Genomic DNA, 18,146 nt, shown 5'->3' with positions numbered 1-18,146 from the left:
GTCGCCGCCATGCGCCCCACTGCCTTTCTCGCGCCGCTGTTATTGCTGGCGGCCTGTAGCGCGCAGGCCGAAACCGCCAAGCCTCAGGTGTCTTCGCAGCAGTGCGAGGTCCGTACGTCCTACGACGTGCTGGCCGACAGCGGCGGCATCTGGCTACGCCGCAAACAGGGCGTGCCGCGCGAGATCTTTTTCCACGGTGGCGAGCTCAACGTGGACCGCCAACCGCAACCGGTCAGCGCTGCAGACGCGCAACGTCTGCGCGACATCGAGTACGGCGCCCGCACGCTGATGCCGGCAGTGACCGACATCGCCCGGTCGGTGGTTGACATCACCTTCGATGCGCTGGCCGGCGTGGTGCAGATGCTCACCGGAAGCACGCGCCAGGAGCGCAAGGTGGAGCGGCTGCGCGTCACCGCACTTGCGCAGGTCGATACCACCCTGGGGCGCGGGCGCTGGGAGCAGGAGCTGTTCGACGAACACTTCGAAGCCAATGTCGAACAGGCCGCAGAAGAGTTGGCCGGCGGCCTGACCCGCAGCGTGATGTGGACCGTGATGACCGGACGCACCGCGCAGCTGGAGCGCCACGGGGAGCAGTTGGACGCGCGGATGGAACAACAGATGCAGGCACGCAGCGAAGCGCTGGAGGCGCAGGCGCACACCTTATGCACACAGGTAGAAGCGTTGTACGCGGTGCAACAGGCACTGGACTATCGCTTTCAAGGCGAGCGCTTGCAGATGCTGGAGCTCAAGACGCATCAGCAAAACGAGCAAGACGATGCGCCGGCTTCCAACAGCGTGGTGGTGACGGCTGCGCACTGAGAGCGCGTATCAGGCCAGCAGCCATTCCCGCAGCGCATCCGATACCGCCTGCGGCTGCTCCAATGGCGACAGATGGCCACACGCAGGTACTTGCACCAACTGCGCCTGCGCAGCGAGCGCAGCCATTTCCTCGTGCAATGCAGGCGGGGTGATCGTATCGTCCTGGCCGCACAGCACCAGCAGCGGACCGATGTAAGCGCGTAGCAACGCGCGGCCATCTTCCCGCTCCAGCCGGTTCTGGCGCACGAAGACTTCCACCCCGAGGCGCTGGGTCATGCCGCGCACGCGTTCCAGCAAGGCCGCGTCCTGCCAGCGCGATGGATGCACGTAATGCCGCATCAGCCGTTCGCCGAATCCAAGAAACGTCTTTCCGCCACGCACGCTCGCTTCCTGCGCGCGCCGTTGCGCGACACGCTCGGGTGAATCGGCACGTGCGGAGGTATCCAGCAACGCCAGGCGCTCCACACGCTCGGGCGCGATGCGCAGGATTTCCTGCGCCACATAGCCGCCCAACGAGAAACCGGCCAATGCGAAACGCGGCGGCATCTGCGCCAGCACCTGCGTCGCCAGCGCGCGCATGCTCTCGCCCTGGGTGATGTCGCCGACCACGCACTCAGCAACGTCGGCCAATGCCACGCGCTGCGCCTGCCACAGCTGAGCATCGTTGAGCAGGCCCGGCAGCAGCAACAAGGTGGGACGCGGCGCGCTCATGCGCAGAAGATTCCGGTTGGCGCCGGCGAAACAAGCACTGTCATCGCCGTAGTGTGCCGCGCGGCTGCGGGCATCGCCAGCACGTCCAAACGAACGCGGCCCGACGCATGCGCCGGGCCGCTTCAGACACCACCACGCGCAGCGCGTGGCGGCACTGGCATGAATCAGGCCAGGGTCAGGGTGACGTCGATGTTGCCGCGCGTGGCATTGGAGTACGGGCAGACCTGGTGGGCCTTGTCGACCAGCGCCTGCAGTTCGGCCTTGTCCATGCCCGGCACCGCGATGCGCAGCTCCACCGCAATACCGAAGCCACCCGGAATCTGGCCGATACCGACGCTGCTGTCGATGCTCACTTCGCCTGGCAGCTTGAGCTTGTCCTGACCTGCAACGGCCTTCATCGCGCCGATGAAGCAGGCCGCATAACCGGCAGCGAACAGCTGCTCCGGGTTGGTGCCGTCGCCGCCAGCGCCGCCCAGCTCGCGCGGGGTGGACAACTTGGCGTCCAGCGCCTTGTCCGAGGACACGGCGCGGCCTTCGCGGCCGCCGGTTGCGGTGGCGTGGGCGGTGTAAAGGATCTTTTCAGGTGAGGCCATGGTGGTTCTCCAGAGTGAGCGCTCTCGGCGCAGGATGTAATTGAATCGTTGACGATTGAATCGTGTGCGACATGTAAATCAAGAACGTAGCCACGGGTGGGTCGACTCACGCCGTGCCGAGGCTGGAGCGTAGCTTTTCGAGTTCCTGCTTGAGTTGACGCAGTTCGTCCAACGAACACGCCGACGCGCAGAACACCTGCTCCGGCACCGCGCCCGCCTTGCTGCGCAAGTCACGACCGGCATCGGTCAGCCCGATGATCACCTGACGCTCGTCGCTGACGGCGCGCGTGCGGGTGACCAAACCGGCAGCCTGCAGGCGCTTGAGCAGCGGCGTCAGCGTGGCCGAGTCCAGGTACAAGCGCTCGCCGATCTCCGACACGCTGCGCCCGTCGGTCTCCCACAGCACCAGCATCACCAGGTACTGCGGGTAGGTCAGGTCCAGCGCCTTCAGCAGCCCGCGGTAGAGCTTGTGCATCGCCAGGTTGGCCGAATACAGCGCAAAGCACAGCTGGTTGTCGAGCTGCAGCAGCGCGTTGGTCCGGGCGGTAGTGGCTGTGGCGGTATCCATGGCTGCAATTTACATAGTGCGCTATTTAATAGCAAGCGATTTTATTCGCTCTTGAGAAAAATCCGCAATGTGCTGCAGCCGTGCAGCTGCCGGCCACCTGAGTTATAAGTAATCGGGAATCCTGCTCGTATCGCCAGAATCGTATGTCCGACCTCACATCTGTCCTCCGATCACTTCACCTGAAGGGCAAAACATCACCTCTGGTGAAAGACATGCCGGCCGTAAAGCTGGCGGCTGCCAAAGAGCTGGTAGCAGCCGGCGTCATGTCAGACGCGATCGTGCTCGGGGCCGACGATGGCTATGCGGTGCAACTGCTTGCGCGCGACCATAGCCGGCGCCTGCTCATCTCCAAATTGGGAGAGCCGCGCACCTTTGCCGGGATCGAGGCTGCAGCTAAAGCGTTGCACCAGATCGGCATCCACAGCTACCGCGTCGACAATACCCGGCAAGCGGATCCGGCAAACAATGTGCGCATCAGATTGCGCAAGCGCGCAGATCAGCAGAGCCGCATCGCGGGCGTGCACAAGGATGCTGCGTATCTGCGGTTTTTGACCGACCGCACGCGCTCTGCCGTGGAGGCCGCCGATGCCAATCCGGCTGACTCGCTGACAGGCCAACACGCACGTGATCGCTTGCAGGCATTGAAACAGCAGGCCAGGAAACACATCGCCAAGACATGACCGTGTACTGGACGCTACGCGCGGACGAAGCCAGGGTCGAGTACTGGGTCGGTTGCATGGAAGCGACCAACGAAGGCACTGCAGACGCACAGGATCAGCGAATATACGACAAGGGCCAGACCCTTGATGGCGTCATGACCCATCGCAAAGGCGTGCAGCCAGGAACCTATCTGGCGCCCGCCTGCAGCGGAAAATTTACTCTGATCTATCGCCGATTTCCGAACGGCGATGCCGAAATCCTCGACGTTGTCCCGAGCCGCAGTAACTGGGAAAGTCCCTGACGGCTACGGTGCACGCGCGATGACGTTGCTGCCCCAGCAAGATCGCAGGCCAGCAAAGCAATCCGTGCAGTGCGCCTTTGGCCTACGCATGTCACGCAATCAACTCACGCCCGATGCGCAGTGGCCAGATATTCGGCGCTCTGCATCTCGATCAAACGCGAGGCGGTGCGCTCGAAGGCGCCGGCCAGGCGCTGGCCGCTGTACAACGCGGGCGGCGCGTCCTGCGCGGTGCAGACCAGATTGACGTGGCGGTCGTACAGCTCGTCGATCAGATTGACGAAACGGCGCGCTGCGTCCTCGTTCATGCGGTCGAAGTGCGGAATGCCACCCAGCAGCACCGTGGTGAATTCGCGCGCGATCTCGATGTAGTCGCCCGGGCCGCGCGGGCCTTCGCACAGCGCAGCAAAGTCGAACCAGGCGATGCTTTTGCCGCGCGCACGCACCGCAATCTTGCGCGCTTCGATTTCGATATTGCCGCCACGTGCCTCGGCATTTCCGCTCAATTCGCTCCAGCGCTGGCTGAGCCACTCATCGGCCTGCGCATCCAGCGGCGCGCGGTACACCGGCGAACGCGTCAATGCGCGCATGCGGTAATCCTCGGTGCCTTCGGCATACAGCTCGACGCAGAACTTCTGCAGCAAGCCGATCGCCGGCATGAAGCTCTCGCGCTGCAAGCCATTGGCGTAGAGGTTTTCCGGCGCGGTATTGGAGGTGGTCACCAGGGTCACGCCTTCGGCGAACAAGCGTTCCAGCAAGCGCGCCAGCAACATCGCATCGCCGATGTCGGTGACGAAGAATTCGTCCAGCACCAGCACGCGCAGATTCTCGCGCCACTGCTGGGCGATCTTGGCCAACGGGTCGCTCTGCCCGGCATGCTCGCGCAATTGCTCGTGCACGCCGCGCATGAACCTGTGGAAATGCGTGCGGTATTTCTGCTTGATCGGCAGCCCGTCGTAGAACAGGTCGACCAGGAAGGTCTTGCCGCGCCCCACCCCACCCCAGAAATACAGGCCGCGCACCGGCTCGGGCTTTTTCCAGAAGGCCGACAGCCGGTCCAGCCAGCCATCCTGCGCGCTGTCCACCAAGGCCTCATGGATACGGTCCAGCTCCGCCAGTGCCGCCTGCTGCGCAGGATCGGCGCGCCAGTCGCCGCGTTGTACGCCGGCGGCGTAGCGCTGCGACGGGGTCATCTCAGTCATCGTGTTCTCCGCGGGCCGGCTGCTGCCAAGCCCGCTTAACGGCGCATCGCAGAGCCATGCGCCTATGCGTGGGCCATGCCGCGGTCAGACTGCGGCCGGCAACCAGCGCCGGACACCATGCTGGATCGCACCGCGCAGGTCGATCAATTTGCGGTGGAAGAAGTGGCTGGTGTCGGGCATGCGCACCAGCTCGGGTTGCTGCTCCAACGTGTCCAGCCAGTCGTAGACCGCCTGCGGGTCGACGATTTCATCGGCATCGCCCTGAATCACCAACCAGTGCGCAGGCGGCTGCATGTCGCTGAAATCCCAGCGCCCGGCCGGCGGCGCGATCGAGATCAACACCTGCGGTTCGAGCGAGCCGGCAGCGCGCAACGACACGTAAGCGCCGAAGCTGAAACCGGCCAGCCACAGCGTGACGCCCGGGCGTTGGCTGCGCACCCACGCGGCGACCGCACGCAGATCGTCCTGCTCGCCATCGCCATGATCGAACGCACCGGCCGAGTTGCCGACACTGCGGAAATTAAAGCGCACCACGGTGACGCCCAGCTCGCGCAGCGCGCGCGCGGTCATGGTGACGACCTTGTTGTGCATGCTGCCGCCCTCGGTGGAGAGCGGATGGCAGACGATGGCGGTGACCGGTTGCACAGCGACGTCCGGCTCGGGCAGATCGACCGCGATATCGAGCGGGCCGACCGGCCCCTCCAACGTCAACGCAGCCGATTCGGTGGGGAATGGGAGATTGGACATGCCCTCATAATAGCCGCCCCGCCGGCCGCATTCATCGCCCTGCCTGCACACTTCGTTGCGTTGCTTATGTATTTCCTGCTGTTTGCCGTTGTTTGCAGTGTCCTGGTGTCGGTGCTTCTCAAATTGGTGCCGCGCTATCGCCTGGATGCTGCCCAGACCATCACCTGGAACTACGCCACCGCTGCCGTCCTGGCGTGGCTGTTGCTGGATCCTGCGTTGGACACGTTGCATGCGCCGTCCACACCGTGGGCAGCATTGCTGGCGCTTTCGGTTGCGCTGCCGTCGATCTTCATGGTGCTGGCGCGCGCCGTGACCACCGCCGGCATCGTGCGTACCGAGATGGCACAACGTTTGTCGTTGCTGCTGTCGTTGGCGGCGGCTTTCACCCTGTTCGGCGAGCCGTTCAACGGATGGAAGCTGACTGGACTGGGCATGGGCCTGCTGGCCATCGTATGCATCGTGCAACGCGCAGATCCGCGCGACCGCGCGGCGCCATCTCCCTCGTCTGCGTGGCTGTGGCTACTGGGTGTGTGGATGGGCTTTGCACTGATCGATCTGTTGCTCAAGACCATCGCGCAGGCCGGTACGTCGTCGCTGACCTCGCTCACACTGTGCTTCGCCATCGCCTTCGTCCTGATGTCGCTGCTGCAGGGGCTGCGCTGGACACGCGGCGTGCGGATGGACGGCCGCAACGTCGTGGCCGGCGTGCTGCTGGGCATGCTCAATTTCGGCAACATCTTTTGTTATGTGCGCGCCCATCAAGCATTGCCGCACAGCCCCGCTACGGTCTTTGCGAGCATGAACATCGGCGTGGTCGTCCTTGGCGTGCTGGTGGGCGCGCTCGGGTTCAAGGAGCGTCTCGGTACACGCGTACGCGTGGGTCTGCTGCTGGCGGTCCCGGCGATCGCCGCCATTGCATGGGGCATGTACACCGCTTGAAAACATCAGCCGTTCGGTTAGTGGGCCGTTTGTTCGCAGCGTACCGGGTTCGGTAAAACAAGCTCGATACCGTAGCGACCACACACAGGGCTTGTCGTCCGGTTGGAGTGAGTCATGCGGCTGAATCCCTGGTTGAAAGAACGGCAGGCAACGAGCGCTGCCGCAGATGCAACCGGTACCGGCTCAGGCACATCGCGGCTGTTTGCCCAACCGCGCAGGCTGCCTGCGGCGGCTGGCGGCGTAAATTTGCGGCATGCGGCTGGCGCACGACAGGAGCAAGCACCTGCCTGCACGCTTCAACGGACGCAGCAACAGGCAGCGCAGGCCTGGTTTCCATCATCGCCGCGCTTGGCTGGTGTTGCGTCCCACGCATCACCGCCAGGCGATGCACGATTGCCGCGCGCTGGAATGCGGTCGCTGTTGCAAGGCATGAACCGCCGTCTGATACAACTCAACACGCAATACCACGCCATCACCACGCGCTTGTTTCTTGAGGAGCGCCAGGCGATGCCGCAGGAACAACGCGTGCTCGATCAACGCAATCGTCTATTGGCGCGGCGCAATCAGGTCCGCGACAGTCAATTGGAGTTTCTGCTGCAGGCACTTGCACCGTTGGAGCAAGTGGATGCCCCGACCACGACAGCCGACCAGCTGACGAATACGCATAACGATGCGATACAGCGCGCTCACGTGCGATCGCTGGCACTGCAAGCGATGGCTCACTCGACCTGCCTGGCCGAGGTCTTCAGGCATGCCGAAGTGCAGCTGGATGGCTTGCAGGAAAGCGCTGCGCCGTGCGAGCGGATCCTGAAACTGCAACGGCTCATGCAACGCTACCGCACCCTGGCGGCTACGACTGTCGGCTCTGAATAAATAACCTGAAGGAAGTCAACCAACAGCGGAACCAAGGCGACGGACATGCATGACCACGTTGTTGGATACCTCGACGCCAAGCGGAGAGCGGCACCTGCAAGCGTGGCGATCGCCTGCGGCGTGCACATCGATTGAAGATTGACATTTCGGCTTGCGCGACGGCGGTTCGCAGCCTGCATCACGCCATCGGAGGCGGTCGCTACTGTGGGCACATACGACCGACAGGAGTTCGTCATGCGCCTGAAACTGTTTTCGAGCAGCCGCAGTCAGATCGCTCCAGAACCGCCCAGCCCCGCCTCGACCACGACTACAAAGCACATTGAGACGACCACGCAGCATCCGCTGTCTCATGCGCACAAGCCCAGCAAAGCGCAGGGCACGGCGAAAACGTCTACCCAAGCCCTTCTTGCGTCCGCGCGCAAATCATTCGAGTCTTTGCGCAAGCAGCTGCCGTCAATGCACTTGAGCTCCTCAGCGCTACGGCCAACGCGCACCTCGGCTGCGCCCAGGCCTTACGTGACGCAGGTGGTCACGCCAGCTCGCCCACCGCAAAGGCATGGCGTGCAGCCAGTTGTCGATACACGCAGGCAGCAGACTGCTCCACAGGCCACCGGGCCGGCGCGCGTAAAGGGGCCCGAACCACAGCGGACTGCCTTGATACCGCGACCAGCTCCGATCAGGCAGGCACCTATTCCGATAGTTTCTCCGCCACTGGCGACATCGCCGGTCATGCCCGGACCCGGGCATGTGCAGCAGGCACAGCAGCGGCAACCTCGCACCGAACACGAATTGCAAGGGCCCATTTCCAACGCAAGGCATCGCGAAACCCCGCAGCAGCCGAAGCCGCGACACAACGCGGGGAGTGCGCGATCTGTGCCGCCTGCGGTAGAGCCAGCGTCGTCGACAGTGGCCTCTCCGCGCGCCCGCATGGAACGGCAACCCTCGCTACGCCGCTTGACTCAGGATTTTGCGGAGATCAACAAACGCTACAACGAGATCAGCAAGCAGCTGTTTGTTGAGGATCGCGATGCAACGTCAGCAGAAGAGCAGGTGATAGAGCAGCGTTATGCGCTGCTCGCCAAGCGCAATGAAGTCCGCGACAGCGAGCTCAATGCACTGTTGGCCGCACTCGCACCGATGCAAGACATCTCTGCACCACACGCCACGACCGGCGCGATACCGCAGTTTGCCAGGGAACATAATCAGCGCGAGTTGAAATCGCTTGAGAAACAACTCCAGTTTGTTGACGAAGAGGTGCTGAAAAAATATTACGCGCGCGCAGCGCGGCGCCTTGACAGTCTGGAGGAAAGCGGCGCACCGCCTGCTAAGATGCGCCAACTGAAGCGCATGATGCAGGGTTACCAAAACATGCTTGCCCTGAAGGAAGCGGGGAAAGTGCAACTGGCACCTTCCAACAATATGCGCCGTGCTGATGGGCAGCGCTCGCAGCACGCGGCGTCTGATGCACGTTCGGCAACGCAATTGCAAGCCCCCCTCCCCCAGCAAATGCGCCGTGATAAGAGGCAGCATCCGCAGCATACCGTGCCAACACCACAGCTCGTACCGGTCGCACCCACACTATCGCAAGGCCGCGTTCCTCAGCTCGAAACATTATTGGCCGCGCTCGCACCAGTTGAAGACATTCCTGCACCGAAACCCATCACCCTTCCCTTCAACAACGCCAAGTCATGGGTCAAAGACAACGCAGTCGCGGTGAACTTCAACAGCGCCAAGTTATGGGAGTTCATCAATAAAAACATCGATGGCGATATGTTAAAGAAGAATTATGCGCTCGCCGAGCGGTACCTGGAGTCCCTTGAAGAAGGCGCCATGCCCTCCCCCGGGATAGCGCGTCTTCGACGCATGATGCAGGGCTACAAGAATCTGGTTTCTCTGAAGAATATCACCGAGCAAACAGACAACCATCTGCATAAAATTGGAGCGCCGCGACAGATGTCATTGATGCCAACCACAGCGCAAGAGCGTAAGCGGTCTTACGACATAGAACGTAACGATCATCAAGAGGCAATCGACAATGGTTATTTGTGAGAGTCGAAACTCGGCACGCCCCTGCAGCCACGCGGTCAGCGCAGATGCCGCCAGCAATAGGCGCCCATGTGGTTTGCATCCTGCACGCCACGAAAGGTTTTGCACAGCGTGTAGCCGATGACATACGGTCTGCCGGCGGGCTGACTTTGGCAGTATGACCAAGTCGCTTCACCGCTCCCAATGCGGAAACGGATCGTCCAGCAGCTGCCATTGCGCCGGGCCCTGGCGCAGTTCGTGATCGCTGAGCAGGCACGCGTCCAGCGCAGCGCGCGTGCGCGGCGCATCCATGTCCACGCCGATCACCGCCAGCTCCTGGCGGCGGTCGCCCCACAGCGGATGCCATAGCCGCTGCATCGCGGCGTATTCGCTGGCATCGCCTACTTCGTGCAATTGGGGCAAGGGTGCAGTCCAGCAGTCGGCCTGCTGACGTTGCCAGCCGATGTCGGTGTACGGCAGCGGGGTGATGCTGGTCTGCAGCGGCTCGCCGATCGCGTGTGCATCCACGCGATGGCGTGCGGCAAACCAGAAGCCGGCGGCATTGGTTTGCGTGGCACCGCCCACGCTGGACAACTCACCCACCCAATCCATGCGGCTGGCCAGCCAGAAAAAGCCCTTGCTGCGAATCACCTGCGGCAGACCGCTGTGCACCATCCGCGCGAAGCGCTGCGGATGGAACGGCCGGCGCGCGCGGTACACGAAACTGCTGATGCCGTATTCCTCGGTCTCCGGCGTGTGCTGGCCGCGCAGTTCCTGCATCCAGCCCGGCGCCAGCTGCGCACGGGTGAAATCGAAGCGCCCGGTATCGAGCAAGCTGCGCAGCGGCACCTCGCCATGCGTGGCATCCACGATCGCCGCCTCGCGATTGAGCGCACGCAACACCGCGCGCAGGCGTTGCAGCTGCTGTGCCTCGATCTGATCGCACTTGCTGATCACCAGCACGTCGGTAAATTCCACCTGTTCACCCAGCAACTGCACCAGCCCGCGGCTATCGTCCGGGCCGGCCTGCTGACCGAGTTCGGCCAGCGTGGCGGCCGAGCCGAAGTCCTGCAGAAAGCGGCTGCCGTCCACCACGGTCACCATGGTGTCGAGCCGCGCGATATCCGATAGGCTGAAGCCATCGGCATCGCGCACCGCGAAGGTGGCCGCCACCGGCATCGGCTCGGCGATGCCGGTCGATTCGATCAACAGATAGTCGTAGCGCTTCTGCTCGGCCAGCCGCCGCACTTCCTGCAACAGATCGTCGCGCAGCGTGCAGCAGATGCAGCCGTTGCTGAATTCCACCAGCGTCTCTTCGGTGCGTCGCAAGGCCGCGCCGCCGTCGCGTACCAGCTGCGCGTCGATGTTGACCTCGCTCATGTCGTTGACGATCACCGCCACGCGCAGGCCGTCGCGGTTATGCAGGATGCGGTTGAGCAAGGTGGTCTTGCCGGCACCAAGGAAGCCGGACAGCACGGTGACGGGAAGACGTGAATCGCGCTTGGGGGACAGGGACATCCTGAGAGCCTGGCTGGAGTGAAGTGTTACTATATAACACTTGCTCGACAGGACACGCTCCATGCGCGTTACCGCTTCTGTGCTGGATCGCTCGGCCATCGCGCTGTCCAGCCTGTGTCTGCTGCACTGTCTGGCCCTGCCGCTGCTGGCCGCCGCACTCCCGCTGCTAGGCGCCTGGAGCCGGGCCGAATGGGTGCATGTGGTGTTCGCCACCGCCGCCGTGCCGCTGAGCGGCTACGCGCTGTGGAGCAGCCATCGCCGACACGCACTGCCCGCGCCGGTGTGGGCATTGGCGGCATTCGGACTGGCCGGCCTCGTACTCGGCGCAAGCGGGGTGGCCGGCGGCACGCTGGAGACCCCGATCACGGTGACCGGCAGCCTGCTACTGGCCAGCACGCACTTGGTCAATCTGCGGCTACGTCGCCGCGCGGGGCATTGCGCGAGCTAGGTGCAAGCCCCGCGCGCGCTCGCGGCCTGCCTTCTTTCCATGGCAGCGCAGCAGCGCGCGAAAACTACGCTGCAGAAAGCACGTATCGCGCACGCGCCTGCAGCGGGACTCGAACGCCAGCTTGCGCTACAGCGAAAAGCCCAGCAGCACCGGGTCGTGGTCGGAACTGCGCCACGGACCGGCCAGGTTGCGCTTGGCGTAGCCGGCATCGTCCATGACATCGGCGTTGATATGCCATTCCACCGCGCCGCGCAGTTGCTTGGCCATCGCCGGGCTGAGCAGGGCGTGGTCCAGCCGCCCGCTCATGCCATCGTAGACGTAGCTGTAAGGCTGTTTCACTCCGGCCACTGCGAACGCATCCTGCCAGCCGCTGGCCCGCAGGCTGCGCATCGGGCTCTCCATGGCGTAGGCGTTGAAGTCGCCCAGCAGCACGGCAAGTTTGGTCTGCGCGCCGGTGGGGCCGGTCTGCAGCCACTGGTGCAGGCGCTTGGCCGACTCGGTGCGGGTGGCGTTCCAGCAAGCCTGGCCGTCGCGCTGGTCGGCATCGGCGCCGCTGGCGGTGCCGCACCCCTTGGACTTGAAGTGGTTGGCGACCACCACGAAGGTCGCGCCGCGGGTGCTGCGAAACGCCTGCGCCAACGGCACACGGCTGTGGCTGTCGAACGGCCCGCCGGTCAGCGTGGCCGGCTTGCCGACCGGGGTGACCTGGGTGCTGCGGTAGACGATGCCAACCCGGATCGCGTCATCGCCCGGGCCGCTGCCGGTGTCGACGAACTGCCAGTCCTTGTCCTTGCCGGCGGCATTGAGCGCGGCCACCAGTTGCGCCACTGCGGTATCGGCACCGTTGCCGTCGTTTTCCAGCTCCATCAACGCGGCTACGTCGGCGCGCAGCGGCACGATGGTGAACACCAGCTTGGCCAGCTGCGCCTGGAACTGCTCCTGCGTGCGTGCACCGCGCTTGGTCGGGAAGCCGCCACCGCGGCCATTGCCGTTGAAGAAGTTCTCCAGGTTGAACGAGGCAATGCGCAGATCGCCGCCGACCTGCGGCGCTACCGCGGTCGGCATCGCCGGCAGCGTCAGCGGATTCAGCACCTGGATGCGGTAGTTGCCGTCGTAGCGCTGGTCGACGATGCCATCCACCGACTTGAGCAGGCTGCCGGCGCGCAACACCGCATCTGCCGGCAGATAGGCCACCGTCTTGGGGCTGCGGCCATTGCGTGCATCGTCCAGCAGCACCCGGCGACGTGCGTTCTCCGCCTCCACCTGCGTGAAAGCCGCAGTGCCGGTCGCGGCCACTTCGCTCGGCTGCCACAAGCGCCCACCGAAGGCGGCGACCAGCTCGCCATAAGTCTCCAGGCGATCGCTGCCGTTGAGCGTCAACGCAGCGATGCGCACATGCTCGCCTTCGAGCGCTTCCCAGTTGGCCGGCGGCCCGCTGAGCATACGCACCGGTACCGGCTGGCCGCTGGCAAGCCGCTCGATGCTGCTGGCGTCCACCGTGGTCAGGCTCGCCTCGCCGCCTGCCGACACTTCGCGCACCGTGCCGATGATGCGCACGCGATCACCCGCTGCCACCTCGGCATCGCCGGCGCCGGTGACGAACAGGCCGTGCGAGCGCCGCGGCTCAAACCCGGGCTGCTGCACGAACAGGCCGGCAAGGCCGATGCGGGTATCGGCAGTAACGATACCTTCGACCTCCACCACGCGGCCGTCGTAGGGGCTACGCGTGTCTTCGCCCTGCACATCGGCAATCGACAGGCGTTGCGGCGCGCCATCGGCGGCACTGCCCAGCAGCGGAGCCAGCAGACCGATCACACCGAGCACAACAAGCGAGCAACGCGACATCGACACACTCCAGAAAGACGTAGACCAAAATGCAAACGCCGCCCGGAAGGCGGCGCATGAGCGGCTGAGCGTTGCAACAGGCTAACAAACCGCTGCGAACTGCGACCAGATGGTGCGTGGAGGCCCTTGTTTCAGGCGCCTACTTCAGATTGCCCAGCATCCAATCGACCGTGGCACGGACCTGTTCTTCGGTCAGCGCCGGGTTGCCGCCTTTGGCCGGCATGATGCCGCCGTCCGGGCCGGTGTAGCCCTCGATCGCGTGCTTGTACAAGGTGTCCTTGCCCTGGGCAATGCGCGCGTCCCAATGCGAATGATCCAGCGTCGGCGCCTTGCCTACGCCGGTGGTATGGCAGGCGGTGCACAGATTGTCGAAGATGGTCTTGCCGTCGGTGCTGCCGCCGTAGGCAGACTGCGAGGAGGCCTTGGCCAGTGCTGCTGCCTGAGCCGCCGCTTGTGCGGATGCGCCGGTGGTGCCGGCATACACCGCACCGGCCGGTGCGATGCGTTGCTGCACGCGTTTGGCCGCAGTGGGCGAGACTTCGTCGGGAATGGCGCGTTGCAAATAAGCTGCCAGGGCGATCAGGCCCAGGGTGATCACTACCAGTAGTCCGATCACCATCGAGAATTTTTTCAGGAACTCGAGGTCGTAATTCCGCACGCGCTCACCCCTGGCTGTTGGTCGAAGACCTCTGCTAGCGCCGGAGTATAGAGCACAGTTCGCGCCAGTCTGGCCACTGTGCATGACAGTTATCGCCGCGATACGTCCTGCAGCTTGGCGGGCGGTACGTCTTGTGCGCAGCCACCTCGCGTGCCGCCGGCAAATTGCCGCGATGCCGCATGACGTGCCGCTTGGTAATACCCCTCCACGGCCGAACCCGCTTCCCCGCGTGATGACCAGGCGCTGGTCGAACCCCGCAGGTCCCGGATGGCGCGTTGGTCTCGTTTCGTGGAATTGCGTATCATTCCCATCAACCCACGGTGACGCGGTTCTCGCCTCGCCCGGTCCCGCTTACGAGGAGTCGCCGCGATGAAGTCCTTTCTGCTGTCCTGCCTGGCCTTGGCCAGCATCAGTCTGTCTGCCCAGGCCCATGAAATCTGGATCGAGCGCGACGGCAGCGGCCCGGTGCGGATCTTCTTCGGCGAGCCGGCGCAGGACACCCTCGACCACGGCGAAGACGAGATCAAGCGCGTGGTCAAGCCGACCGTGTTCGGCACGGCCGGCAAGGCCGGCGCGTTGCAGCGCGGCGGCGAGTTCCTCACCGCGCCGCTGTCCGGCACCGGCGATGCCTGGTTGAGCGACGACAGCGTATTCGAGCCTTGGAAGGGCGAAGCTGGCGGTTTCGAGACGGTGAGCTATTACGCCCGCGCCGGCCGCGCCACGCCCTCGGCCAAGCTCGATTTCGAACTGGTGCCCACTGCCGCCAACAGCAACACGCTGACCGTGCTCTATCGCAACAAGCCGCTGCCCAAGGTCGAGGTGACGGTGATCGACCCGCAGAAGTGGCAGAAGACGCTGACCTCCGATGCCAAGGGCCAGGTGACCTTGCCCAAGCTGCGCGCCGGCCGCCACATCCTGGTCGCCACCAACAAGGAGCCGGTGAAGCGCGAGATCGCCGGCAAGCAGGTGGCGATGATCCACCACATCAGCACGTTGACCTTCCTGGCCGAGTAAGTCGGCCGCACATGCAGCACAGCTGATGTCTACCGCACCGCCCCTGTCGCTTCCCTGGTTCAGGCGCCCCTGGCTGGGCGTGCTTGCGCGCACGCTGGCCGCGATTTTGGGCGGCTATGCATTGGCCAGCGCCACCAATCTGTTGCTGGCGCTGGTACTGCCGATGCCCCCCAGCGAAGCGGTGCTGACCAGCATGCTGGTCGGCATCGTGGTGTGCGCATGTGCCCCACTGTGGGCCTTTGCCACCGCCAGCGTGTGGCGGGCGTGGGCCGGCATCGCGGTGCCGGCGGCGCTGATGTTCGCGCTGGCCGCATGGCTGCAACGGGGCGTGGCATGAAGCAGGGATTCCGCCAGTCGATGGCGTGGCTGCACACCTGGACCGGGCTGCTGGTCGGCTGGGTGTTGCTGCTGATCTTCATGGGCGGCACGGCGAGTTATTACCGCGACGAAATTAGCCGCTGGATGCGTCCGGAACTGCCCACCACCACGGTGAGCAACGCGACCGCACTGCGCAGCGCCGAACAGTATCTGCAAGCGCATGCGGCCGATGCGCAGAGTTGGAACATCACCTTGCCGGATGCGCGCAATCCGGTGGTGAGCATGTACTGGCAAAATCCTGCGCCAGCCGATGGCAAACCGGCCAGTCGCCGCGAGATGTATGGCAACGCCATCATCGACCCGGCCACCGGCAAGGAGATCGCCGCACGCGACACCCTGGGCGGCGACTTCTTCTATCGGCTGCATTTCGATCTGCATTATCTGCCGGTGATGTGGTCGCGCTATATCGTGGGTTTCTGCGCGATGTTCATGCTGGTGGCGATCATCAGCGGGGTGATCACGCACAAGAAGATCTTCAAGGATTTCTTTACCTTTCGCCCGGGCAAGGGCCTGCGCTCGTGGCTGGATTTCCACAATGTCAGCGCGGTGACCGCGTTGCCGTACCACGCGATGATCACCTACACCGGCATCGTGACATTGATGTTCATGTACTTGCCGTGGGGCATCAAGGCGCAGTACCCCGGCAACGAAATGCGTTTCTACGAAGAATCCGCCAACCGGGTTGCCGATACGCGCAAAGCATCGGGCACACCGGCGCGCATGCTGCCGCTGGAACAGTTCATGGCGCGTGCGCACAGCGACTGGCGCGGTGGCGAGATCGGCAACGTGGCGGTGTCGCTTCCCAACGATGCGCATGCCGCGGTCGGCGTGACTCAGGTGGCCGGCAGTCTCTCGACCGATGCGCCGTCCATTCTGTTCGATGCGATCAGCGGCCAGCGCCTGCAGCGTAGCAGCGCGCCGGGCGGTGCCAGCCAGACGCGCGGCACGATGGTGGGCCTGCATATCGCCCACTTTGCCGGGCCATGGATGCGCGCACTGTTCTTTGGCTCCGGTTTGCTCGGTTGTTTGATGGTGGCCAGCGGTGTGGTGATGTGGGCAGTGAAAGAACGCCCCAAACATCTGAAAGCCGGGCGCATCGGCTTCGGGCTGCGTCTGGTGGATGCGCTCAACATCGGCACGGTCGCCGGCTTGCCGATCGCTTTTGCCAGTTTCTTCTGGGCTAACCGCTTAGTGCCGGTGACGGTGGAAGCGCGCGCAGCGATGGAGGCCAATCTGTTTTTCGCTGCATGGGCCGCCGCATTGCTGGCCGCCTTCGTCTGGCCACGGCGCGCGATGTGGAGTTGGCAGTTGTATCTGGGCGCAGCGTTGTTCGCGCTGGTGCCGCTGCTCAACGCGATCACCACCGATGTGCATCTGGGCGTGACGTTGCCGGCCGGGCAATGGGCGCTGGCCGGTGTCGATCTGGTGTGTCTGTTCCTTGGCGTGTGCCTGGGCGTGGCGGGCTGGCGTTTGCAGCGTTGGAAGGCGCCGCAATCGGCATCTGCGCGACGCGCGCGCGCCACTGCGCCTGCGCCTGCGCAAAACAGCGTGCCGATGCAGGAAAGCGCATGAGTGTATTGCTGTTGCTGGCACTGAATTTTTCGGGATTCGCTGCGTTATGCCTGGCGATGGACAAGCATCAGCAGGAAGTGCGTGGCCGCATGCTGGGCGCCGCGCGTTCGCGGCAACTCCGCGTGCTGGGTTGGCTGCTGTTGCTGCTCACCTTTGGCCTGGCGGTACACGCGCAGGGCTGGGGCATCGGCTCGGTGTTGTGGATTGGCACCTTGACCGGTGCTGCGGCGTTGCTGTCGCTGTGGTTGCTGCCGTATCGGCGTGGATTGATTCTGCCGACGGCAGTGGCCGCGCCGGTGCTGGCCGGTGTGGTGCAGCTGTTGGTTGGTTGAAAATTCGAGCGTGGCGTCATGCATCGCGCGCGCAAGCCGTTACACCACCATGGGCGGATCGCCCCAACTCCGCCCATCGCGCGGCAGGCGGCCATCGTCGAGCACGTGCAGCACCTGCTCGGGCTGCAGCATGTCCAGGAACAGCACCACGTTGATGCCCTCCGGCAACGCCATGCTGGGAAAGATCACGCCGGGGATGCCCGCCTCGCGCAGCATGTCGCCGAGTACCCAGCTCACCGGTTCGATCTTGTTGACCAGGGCCTTGCGCCAGTCCTCGGTCCAATCGGCCCAGAGCGGATCCCAGCTTGCATCGAGCAGGCGCAAATCGGCCAGCGCGGGCAGATCGGCGGCGTAACTAACCAGCGTCAATGGCGGTAGAAACGGCGCGGCCTGCGCGTATTCGGCGGCAGCGGTTTCCAGTTGCTGCGAGAGATACAAGGCGGGTTGACCGAAGCGATTGAAGCGCCCGCCCGAGCGCGCGGCACCGGTGCCGCTGAGAGGTTCGGCGGCCCAGCGCGGGGTGAAGGCGCGATACAGCGTGCAATGCGCCGGGGCGCTCAGCTTCAACCGGCAGCCCCGGCTTCAACGGTGCGCAGGTAGGTCAATGCATCGTCGGTGCGGCCCTGTTTGACCACTTCCAGCAAGGTGGCGAATTCGAACGCGGGGATCGGCGTGTTCTTGAGGTGGAACACCACCTGGCGTTCGTCCGGTTGGACTTGCGCCATCGCCACCAGCAAGCGCGACAGGTTGCGCAGCAGGTCCTGCACGCGCGGACTTTCCGGGTGCACGCGCAGGCTGTTGCGATGCACGCCGGCCAGTTCGGCCAGCTCCTGTTGCGACAGATCCAGCAAACCGGCCATCGCAGAAGGCGACAGGATGGTGCGGTCTGGGACACGCAGGCGTTCGGTCAGGGCCAGGGGATTGAGGACGGCGACCATCGCACGAC

Annotated in this window: 21 protein-coding genes; 11 read left to right on the top strand and 10 right to left on the bottom strand. The window is 64.3% G+C overall.

The features are described from left to right. Positions 1-9 precede the first annotated feature (9 nt). Positions 10-819, top strand: a complete 810-nt coding sequence (locus ABS769_RS04265) for a DUF2884 family protein (RefSeq protein WP_317061059.1) — start codon at positions 10-12, stop codon at positions 817-819. Positions 820-828: 9 nt separating this feature from the next. On the opposite strand, the gene ABS769_RS04260 is transcribed toward ABS769_RS04265, so the two are convergent. The 3 genes from ABS769_RS04260 to ABS769_RS04250 all read right to left on the bottom strand — a co-directional run bounded on the left by ABS769_RS04260 (position 829) and on the right by ABS769_RS04250 (position 2,691). Then, a complete protein-coding gene (locus ABS769_RS04260; RefSeq protein ID WP_345785017.1) occupies positions 829-1,530 on the bottom strand; it encodes an alpha/beta fold hydrolase in 702 nt (233 codons plus the stop codon). Positions 1,531-1,694: 164 nt separating this feature from the next. After that, the gene (locus ABS769_RS04255) at positions 1,695-2,123 is read right to left on the bottom strand and encodes an organic hydroperoxide resistance protein (RefSeq protein ID WP_023902199.1); all 429 of its coding nucleotides are present in this window, start codon (positions 2,121-2,123) and stop codon (positions 1,695-1,697) included. Between the two features lie 106 nt (positions 2,124-2,229). Then, positions 2,230-2,691 carry a MarR family winged helix-turn-helix transcriptional regulator gene (locus tag ABS769_RS04250; protein WP_317061058.1) on the bottom strand — a complete coding sequence of 154 codons (462 nt, stop codon included), beginning with the start codon at positions 2,689-2,691 and terminating at the stop codon, positions 2,230-2,232. Positions 2,692-2,834: 143 nt separating this feature from the next. Here ABS769_RS04250 and ABS769_RS04245 point away from each other — a divergent pair, with 143 nt between their 5' ends. Next, a complete protein-coding gene (locus tag ABS769_RS04245) occupies positions 2,835-3,371 on the top strand; it encodes a hypothetical protein (RefSeq protein WP_176340057.1) in 537 nt (178 codons plus the stop codon). Beyond that, positions 3,368-3,652 (top strand): hypothetical protein, encoded by a 285-nt coding sequence (locus ABS769_RS04240; RefSeq protein WP_317061057.1) that lies wholly within the window; start codon positions 3,368-3,370, stop codon positions 3,650-3,652. The genes ABS769_RS04245 and ABS769_RS04240 overlap by 4 nt, the downstream gene beginning before the upstream one ends. 104 nt (positions 3,653-3,756) lie before the next feature. Here ABS769_RS04240 and zapE read toward each other — a convergent pair whose 3' ends face one another. Both zapE and ABS769_RS04230 read right to left on the bottom strand, forming a co-directional pair. After that, positions 3,757-4,851: a cell division protein ZapE gene (gene zapE / locus ABS769_RS04235; RefSeq protein ID WP_317061056.1), complete on the bottom strand. Its 1,095-nt coding sequence runs from the start codon at positions 4,849-4,851 to the stop codon at positions 3,757-3,759. A gap of 84 nt (positions 4,852-4,935) precedes the next feature. After that, positions 4,936-5,598, bottom strand: coding sequence for an alpha/beta hydrolase (locus ABS769_RS04230; protein WP_350498087.1), 663 nt, complete (start codon positions 5,596-5,598; stop codon positions 4,936-4,938). 66 nt (positions 5,599-5,664) lie between these two features. Between ABS769_RS04230 and ABS769_RS04225 the strand changes: the two genes are divergently transcribed. The 3 genes from ABS769_RS04225 to ABS769_RS04215 all read left to right on the top strand — a co-directional run bounded on the left by ABS769_RS04225 (position 5,665) and on the right by ABS769_RS04215 (position 9,459). Then, positions 5,665-6,537 (top strand): hypothetical protein, encoded by an 873-nt coding sequence (locus ABS769_RS04225; protein ID WP_317061054.1) that lies wholly within the window; start codon positions 5,665-5,667, stop codon positions 6,535-6,537. 429 nt (positions 6,538-6,966) lie between these two features. After that, entirely contained in the window at positions 6,967-7,410 is a 444-nt protein-coding gene (locus tag ABS769_RS04220) for a hypothetical protein (protein WP_317061053.1), read from the top strand. Between the two features lie 927 nt (positions 7,411-8,337). After that, positions 8,338-9,459 (top strand): hypothetical protein, encoded by a 1,122-nt coding sequence (locus ABS769_RS04215; protein WP_317061052.1) that lies wholly within the window; start codon positions 8,338-8,340, stop codon positions 9,457-9,459. A 168-nt stretch (positions 9,460-9,627) separates the two neighbouring features. Here the strand turns inward: ABS769_RS04215 and ABS769_RS04210 are convergent, their stop codons facing one another. Next, positions 9,628-10,953 (bottom strand): GTP-binding protein, encoded by a 1,326-nt coding sequence (locus tag ABS769_RS04210; RefSeq protein WP_317061051.1) that lies wholly within the window; start codon positions 10,951-10,953, stop codon positions 9,628-9,630. A 61-nt stretch (positions 10,954-11,014) separates the two neighbouring features. On the opposite strand from ABS769_RS04210, the gene ABS769_RS04205 reads away from it, so the two are divergent. After that, positions 11,015-11,401: a MerC domain-containing protein gene (locus ABS769_RS04205; protein ID WP_317061050.1), complete on the top strand. Its 387-nt coding sequence runs from the start codon at positions 11,015-11,017 to the stop codon at positions 11,399-11,401. Positions 11,402-11,527: 126 nt separating this feature from the next. Here ABS769_RS04205 and ABS769_RS04200 read toward each other — a convergent pair whose 3' ends face one another. Further along, complete coding sequence (locus ABS769_RS04200; protein ID WP_317061049.1) at positions 11,528-13,246, bottom strand: ExeM/NucH family extracellular endonuclease; 1,719 nt, start codon at positions 13,244-13,246, stop codon at positions 11,528-11,530. A 139-nt stretch (positions 13,247-13,385) separates the two neighbouring features. Further along, positions 13,386-13,904, bottom strand: coding sequence for a c-type cytochrome (locus tag ABS769_RS04195; RefSeq protein ID WP_074058609.1), 519 nt, complete (start codon positions 13,902-13,904; stop codon positions 13,386-13,388). Between the two features lie 369 nt (positions 13,905-14,273). Between ABS769_RS04195 and ABS769_RS04190 the strand changes: the two genes are divergently transcribed. The 4 genes from ABS769_RS04190 to ABS769_RS04175 are packed head-to-tail and all read left to right on the top strand — an operon-like array spanning position 14,274 to position 17,200. Then, positions 14,274-14,918, top strand: coding sequence for a DUF4198 domain-containing protein (locus ABS769_RS04190; protein ID WP_317061048.1), 645 nt, complete (start codon positions 14,274-14,276; stop codon positions 14,916-14,918). 25 nt (positions 14,919-14,943) lie between these two features. Continuing rightward, the gene (locus ABS769_RS04185; RefSeq protein WP_317061047.1) at positions 14,944-15,255 is read left to right on the top strand and encodes a DUF3649 domain-containing protein; all 312 of its coding nucleotides are present in this window, start codon (positions 14,944-14,946) and stop codon (positions 15,253-15,255) included. After that, positions 15,252-16,868, top strand: a complete 1,617-nt coding sequence (locus ABS769_RS04180) for a PepSY-associated TM helix domain-containing protein (protein WP_317061046.1) — start codon at positions 15,252-15,254, stop codon at positions 16,866-16,868. The genes ABS769_RS04185 and ABS769_RS04180 overlap by 4 nt, the downstream gene beginning before the upstream one ends. Next, positions 16,865-17,200, top strand: coding sequence for a DUF3325 domain-containing protein (locus ABS769_RS04175; RefSeq protein WP_317061045.1), 336 nt, complete (start codon positions 16,865-16,867; stop codon positions 17,198-17,200). The genes ABS769_RS04180 and ABS769_RS04175 overlap by 4 nt, the downstream gene beginning before the upstream one ends. 39 nt (positions 17,201-17,239) lie before the next feature. On the opposite strand, the gene ABS769_RS04170 is transcribed toward ABS769_RS04175, so the two are convergent. Together ABS769_RS04170 and ABS769_RS04165 are read right to left on the bottom strand one after the other, a co-directional pair. Next, positions 17,240-17,767, bottom strand: coding sequence for an RES family NAD+ phosphorylase (locus ABS769_RS04170; RefSeq protein WP_317061044.1), 528 nt, complete (start codon positions 17,765-17,767; stop codon positions 17,240-17,242). Further along, positions 17,764-18,138: a hypothetical protein gene (locus tag ABS769_RS04165; protein WP_006450089.1), complete on the bottom strand. Its 375-nt coding sequence runs from the start codon at positions 18,136-18,138 to the stop codon at positions 17,764-17,766. The genes ABS769_RS04170 and ABS769_RS04165 overlap by 4 nt, the downstream gene beginning before the upstream one ends. Between the last annotated feature and the right edge of the window lie 8 nt (positions 18,139-18,146).

Source organism: Xanthomonas hortorum (genome assembly GCF_040279205.1).
Lineage (GTDB): Bacteria > Pseudomonadota > Gammaproteobacteria > Xanthomonadales > Xanthomonadaceae > Xanthomonas > Xanthomonas hortorum_F.
Note: the sequence above shows the minus strand (reverse complement) of the source record. Positions and strands in the feature narration are given on the sequence as shown.

Excerpts from the sequence above, each read along its gene's own strand:
- ABS769_RS04265 (WP_317061059.1), top strand. The coding sequence starts at position 10 with ATGCGCCCCACTGCCTTTCTCGCGCCGCTGTTATTGCTGGCGGCCTGT.
- ABS769_RS04260 (WP_345785017.1), bottom strand. The coding sequence starts at position 1,530 with ATGAGCGCGCCGCGTCCCACCTTGTTGCTGCTGCCGGGCCTGCTCAAC.
- ABS769_RS04255 (WP_023902199.1), bottom strand. The coding sequence starts at position 2,123 with ATGGCCTCACCTGAAAAGATCCTTTACACCGCCCACGCCACCGCAACC.
- ABS769_RS04250 (WP_317061058.1), bottom strand. The coding sequence starts at position 2,691 with ATGGATACCGCCACAGCCACTACCGCCCGGACCAACGCGCTGCTGCAG.
- ABS769_RS04245 (WP_176340057.1), top strand. The coding sequence starts at position 2,835 with ATGTCCGACCTCACATCTGTCCTCCGATCACTTCACCTGAAGGGCAAA.
- ABS769_RS04240 (WP_317061057.1), top strand. The coding sequence starts at position 3,368 with ATGACCGTGTACTGGACGCTACGCGCGGACGAAGCCAGGGTCGAGTAC.
- zapE (WP_317061056.1), bottom strand. The coding sequence starts at position 4,851 with ATGACTGAGATGACCCCGTCGCAGCGCTACGCCGCCGGCGTACAACGC.
- ABS769_RS04230 (WP_350498087.1), bottom strand. The coding sequence starts at position 5,598 with ATGTCCAATCTCCCATTCCCCACCGAATCGGCTGCGTTGACGTTGGAG.
- ABS769_RS04225 (WP_317061054.1), top strand. The coding sequence starts at position 5,665 with ATGTATTTCCTGCTGTTTGCCGTTGTTTGCAGTGTCCTGGTGTCGGTG.
- ABS769_RS04220 (WP_317061053.1), top strand. The coding sequence starts at position 6,967 with ATGAACCGCCGTCTGATACAACTCAACACGCAATACCACGCCATCACC.
- ABS769_RS04215 (WP_317061052.1), top strand. The coding sequence starts at position 8,338 with ATGGAACGGCAACCCTCGCTACGCCGCTTGACTCAGGATTTTGCGGAG.
- ABS769_RS04210 (WP_317061051.1), bottom strand. The coding sequence starts at position 10,953 with ATGTCCCTGTCCCCCAAGCGCGATTCACGTCTTCCCGTCACCGTGCTG.
- ABS769_RS04205 (WP_317061050.1), top strand. The coding sequence starts at position 11,015 with ATGCGCGTTACCGCTTCTGTGCTGGATCGCTCGGCCATCGCGCTGTCC.
- ABS769_RS04200 (WP_317061049.1), bottom strand. The coding sequence starts at position 13,246 with ATGTCGCGTTGCTCGCTTGTTGTGCTCGGTGTGATCGGTCTGCTGGCT.
- ABS769_RS04190 (WP_317061048.1), top strand. The coding sequence starts at position 14,274 with ATGAAGTCCTTTCTGCTGTCCTGCCTGGCCTTGGCCAGCATCAGTCTG.
- ABS769_RS04185 (WP_317061047.1), top strand. The coding sequence starts at position 14,944 with ATGTCTACCGCACCGCCCCTGTCGCTTCCCTGGTTCAGGCGCCCCTGG.
- ABS769_RS04180 (WP_317061046.1), top strand. The coding sequence starts at position 15,252 with ATGAAGCAGGGATTCCGCCAGTCGATGGCGTGGCTGCACACCTGGACC.
- ABS769_RS04175 (WP_317061045.1), top strand. The coding sequence starts at position 16,865 with ATGAGTGTATTGCTGTTGCTGGCACTGAATTTTTCGGGATTCGCTGCG.
- ABS769_RS04165 (WP_006450089.1), bottom strand. The coding sequence starts at position 18,138 with ATGGTCGCCGTCCTCAATCCCCTGGCCCTGACCGAACGCCTGCGTGTC.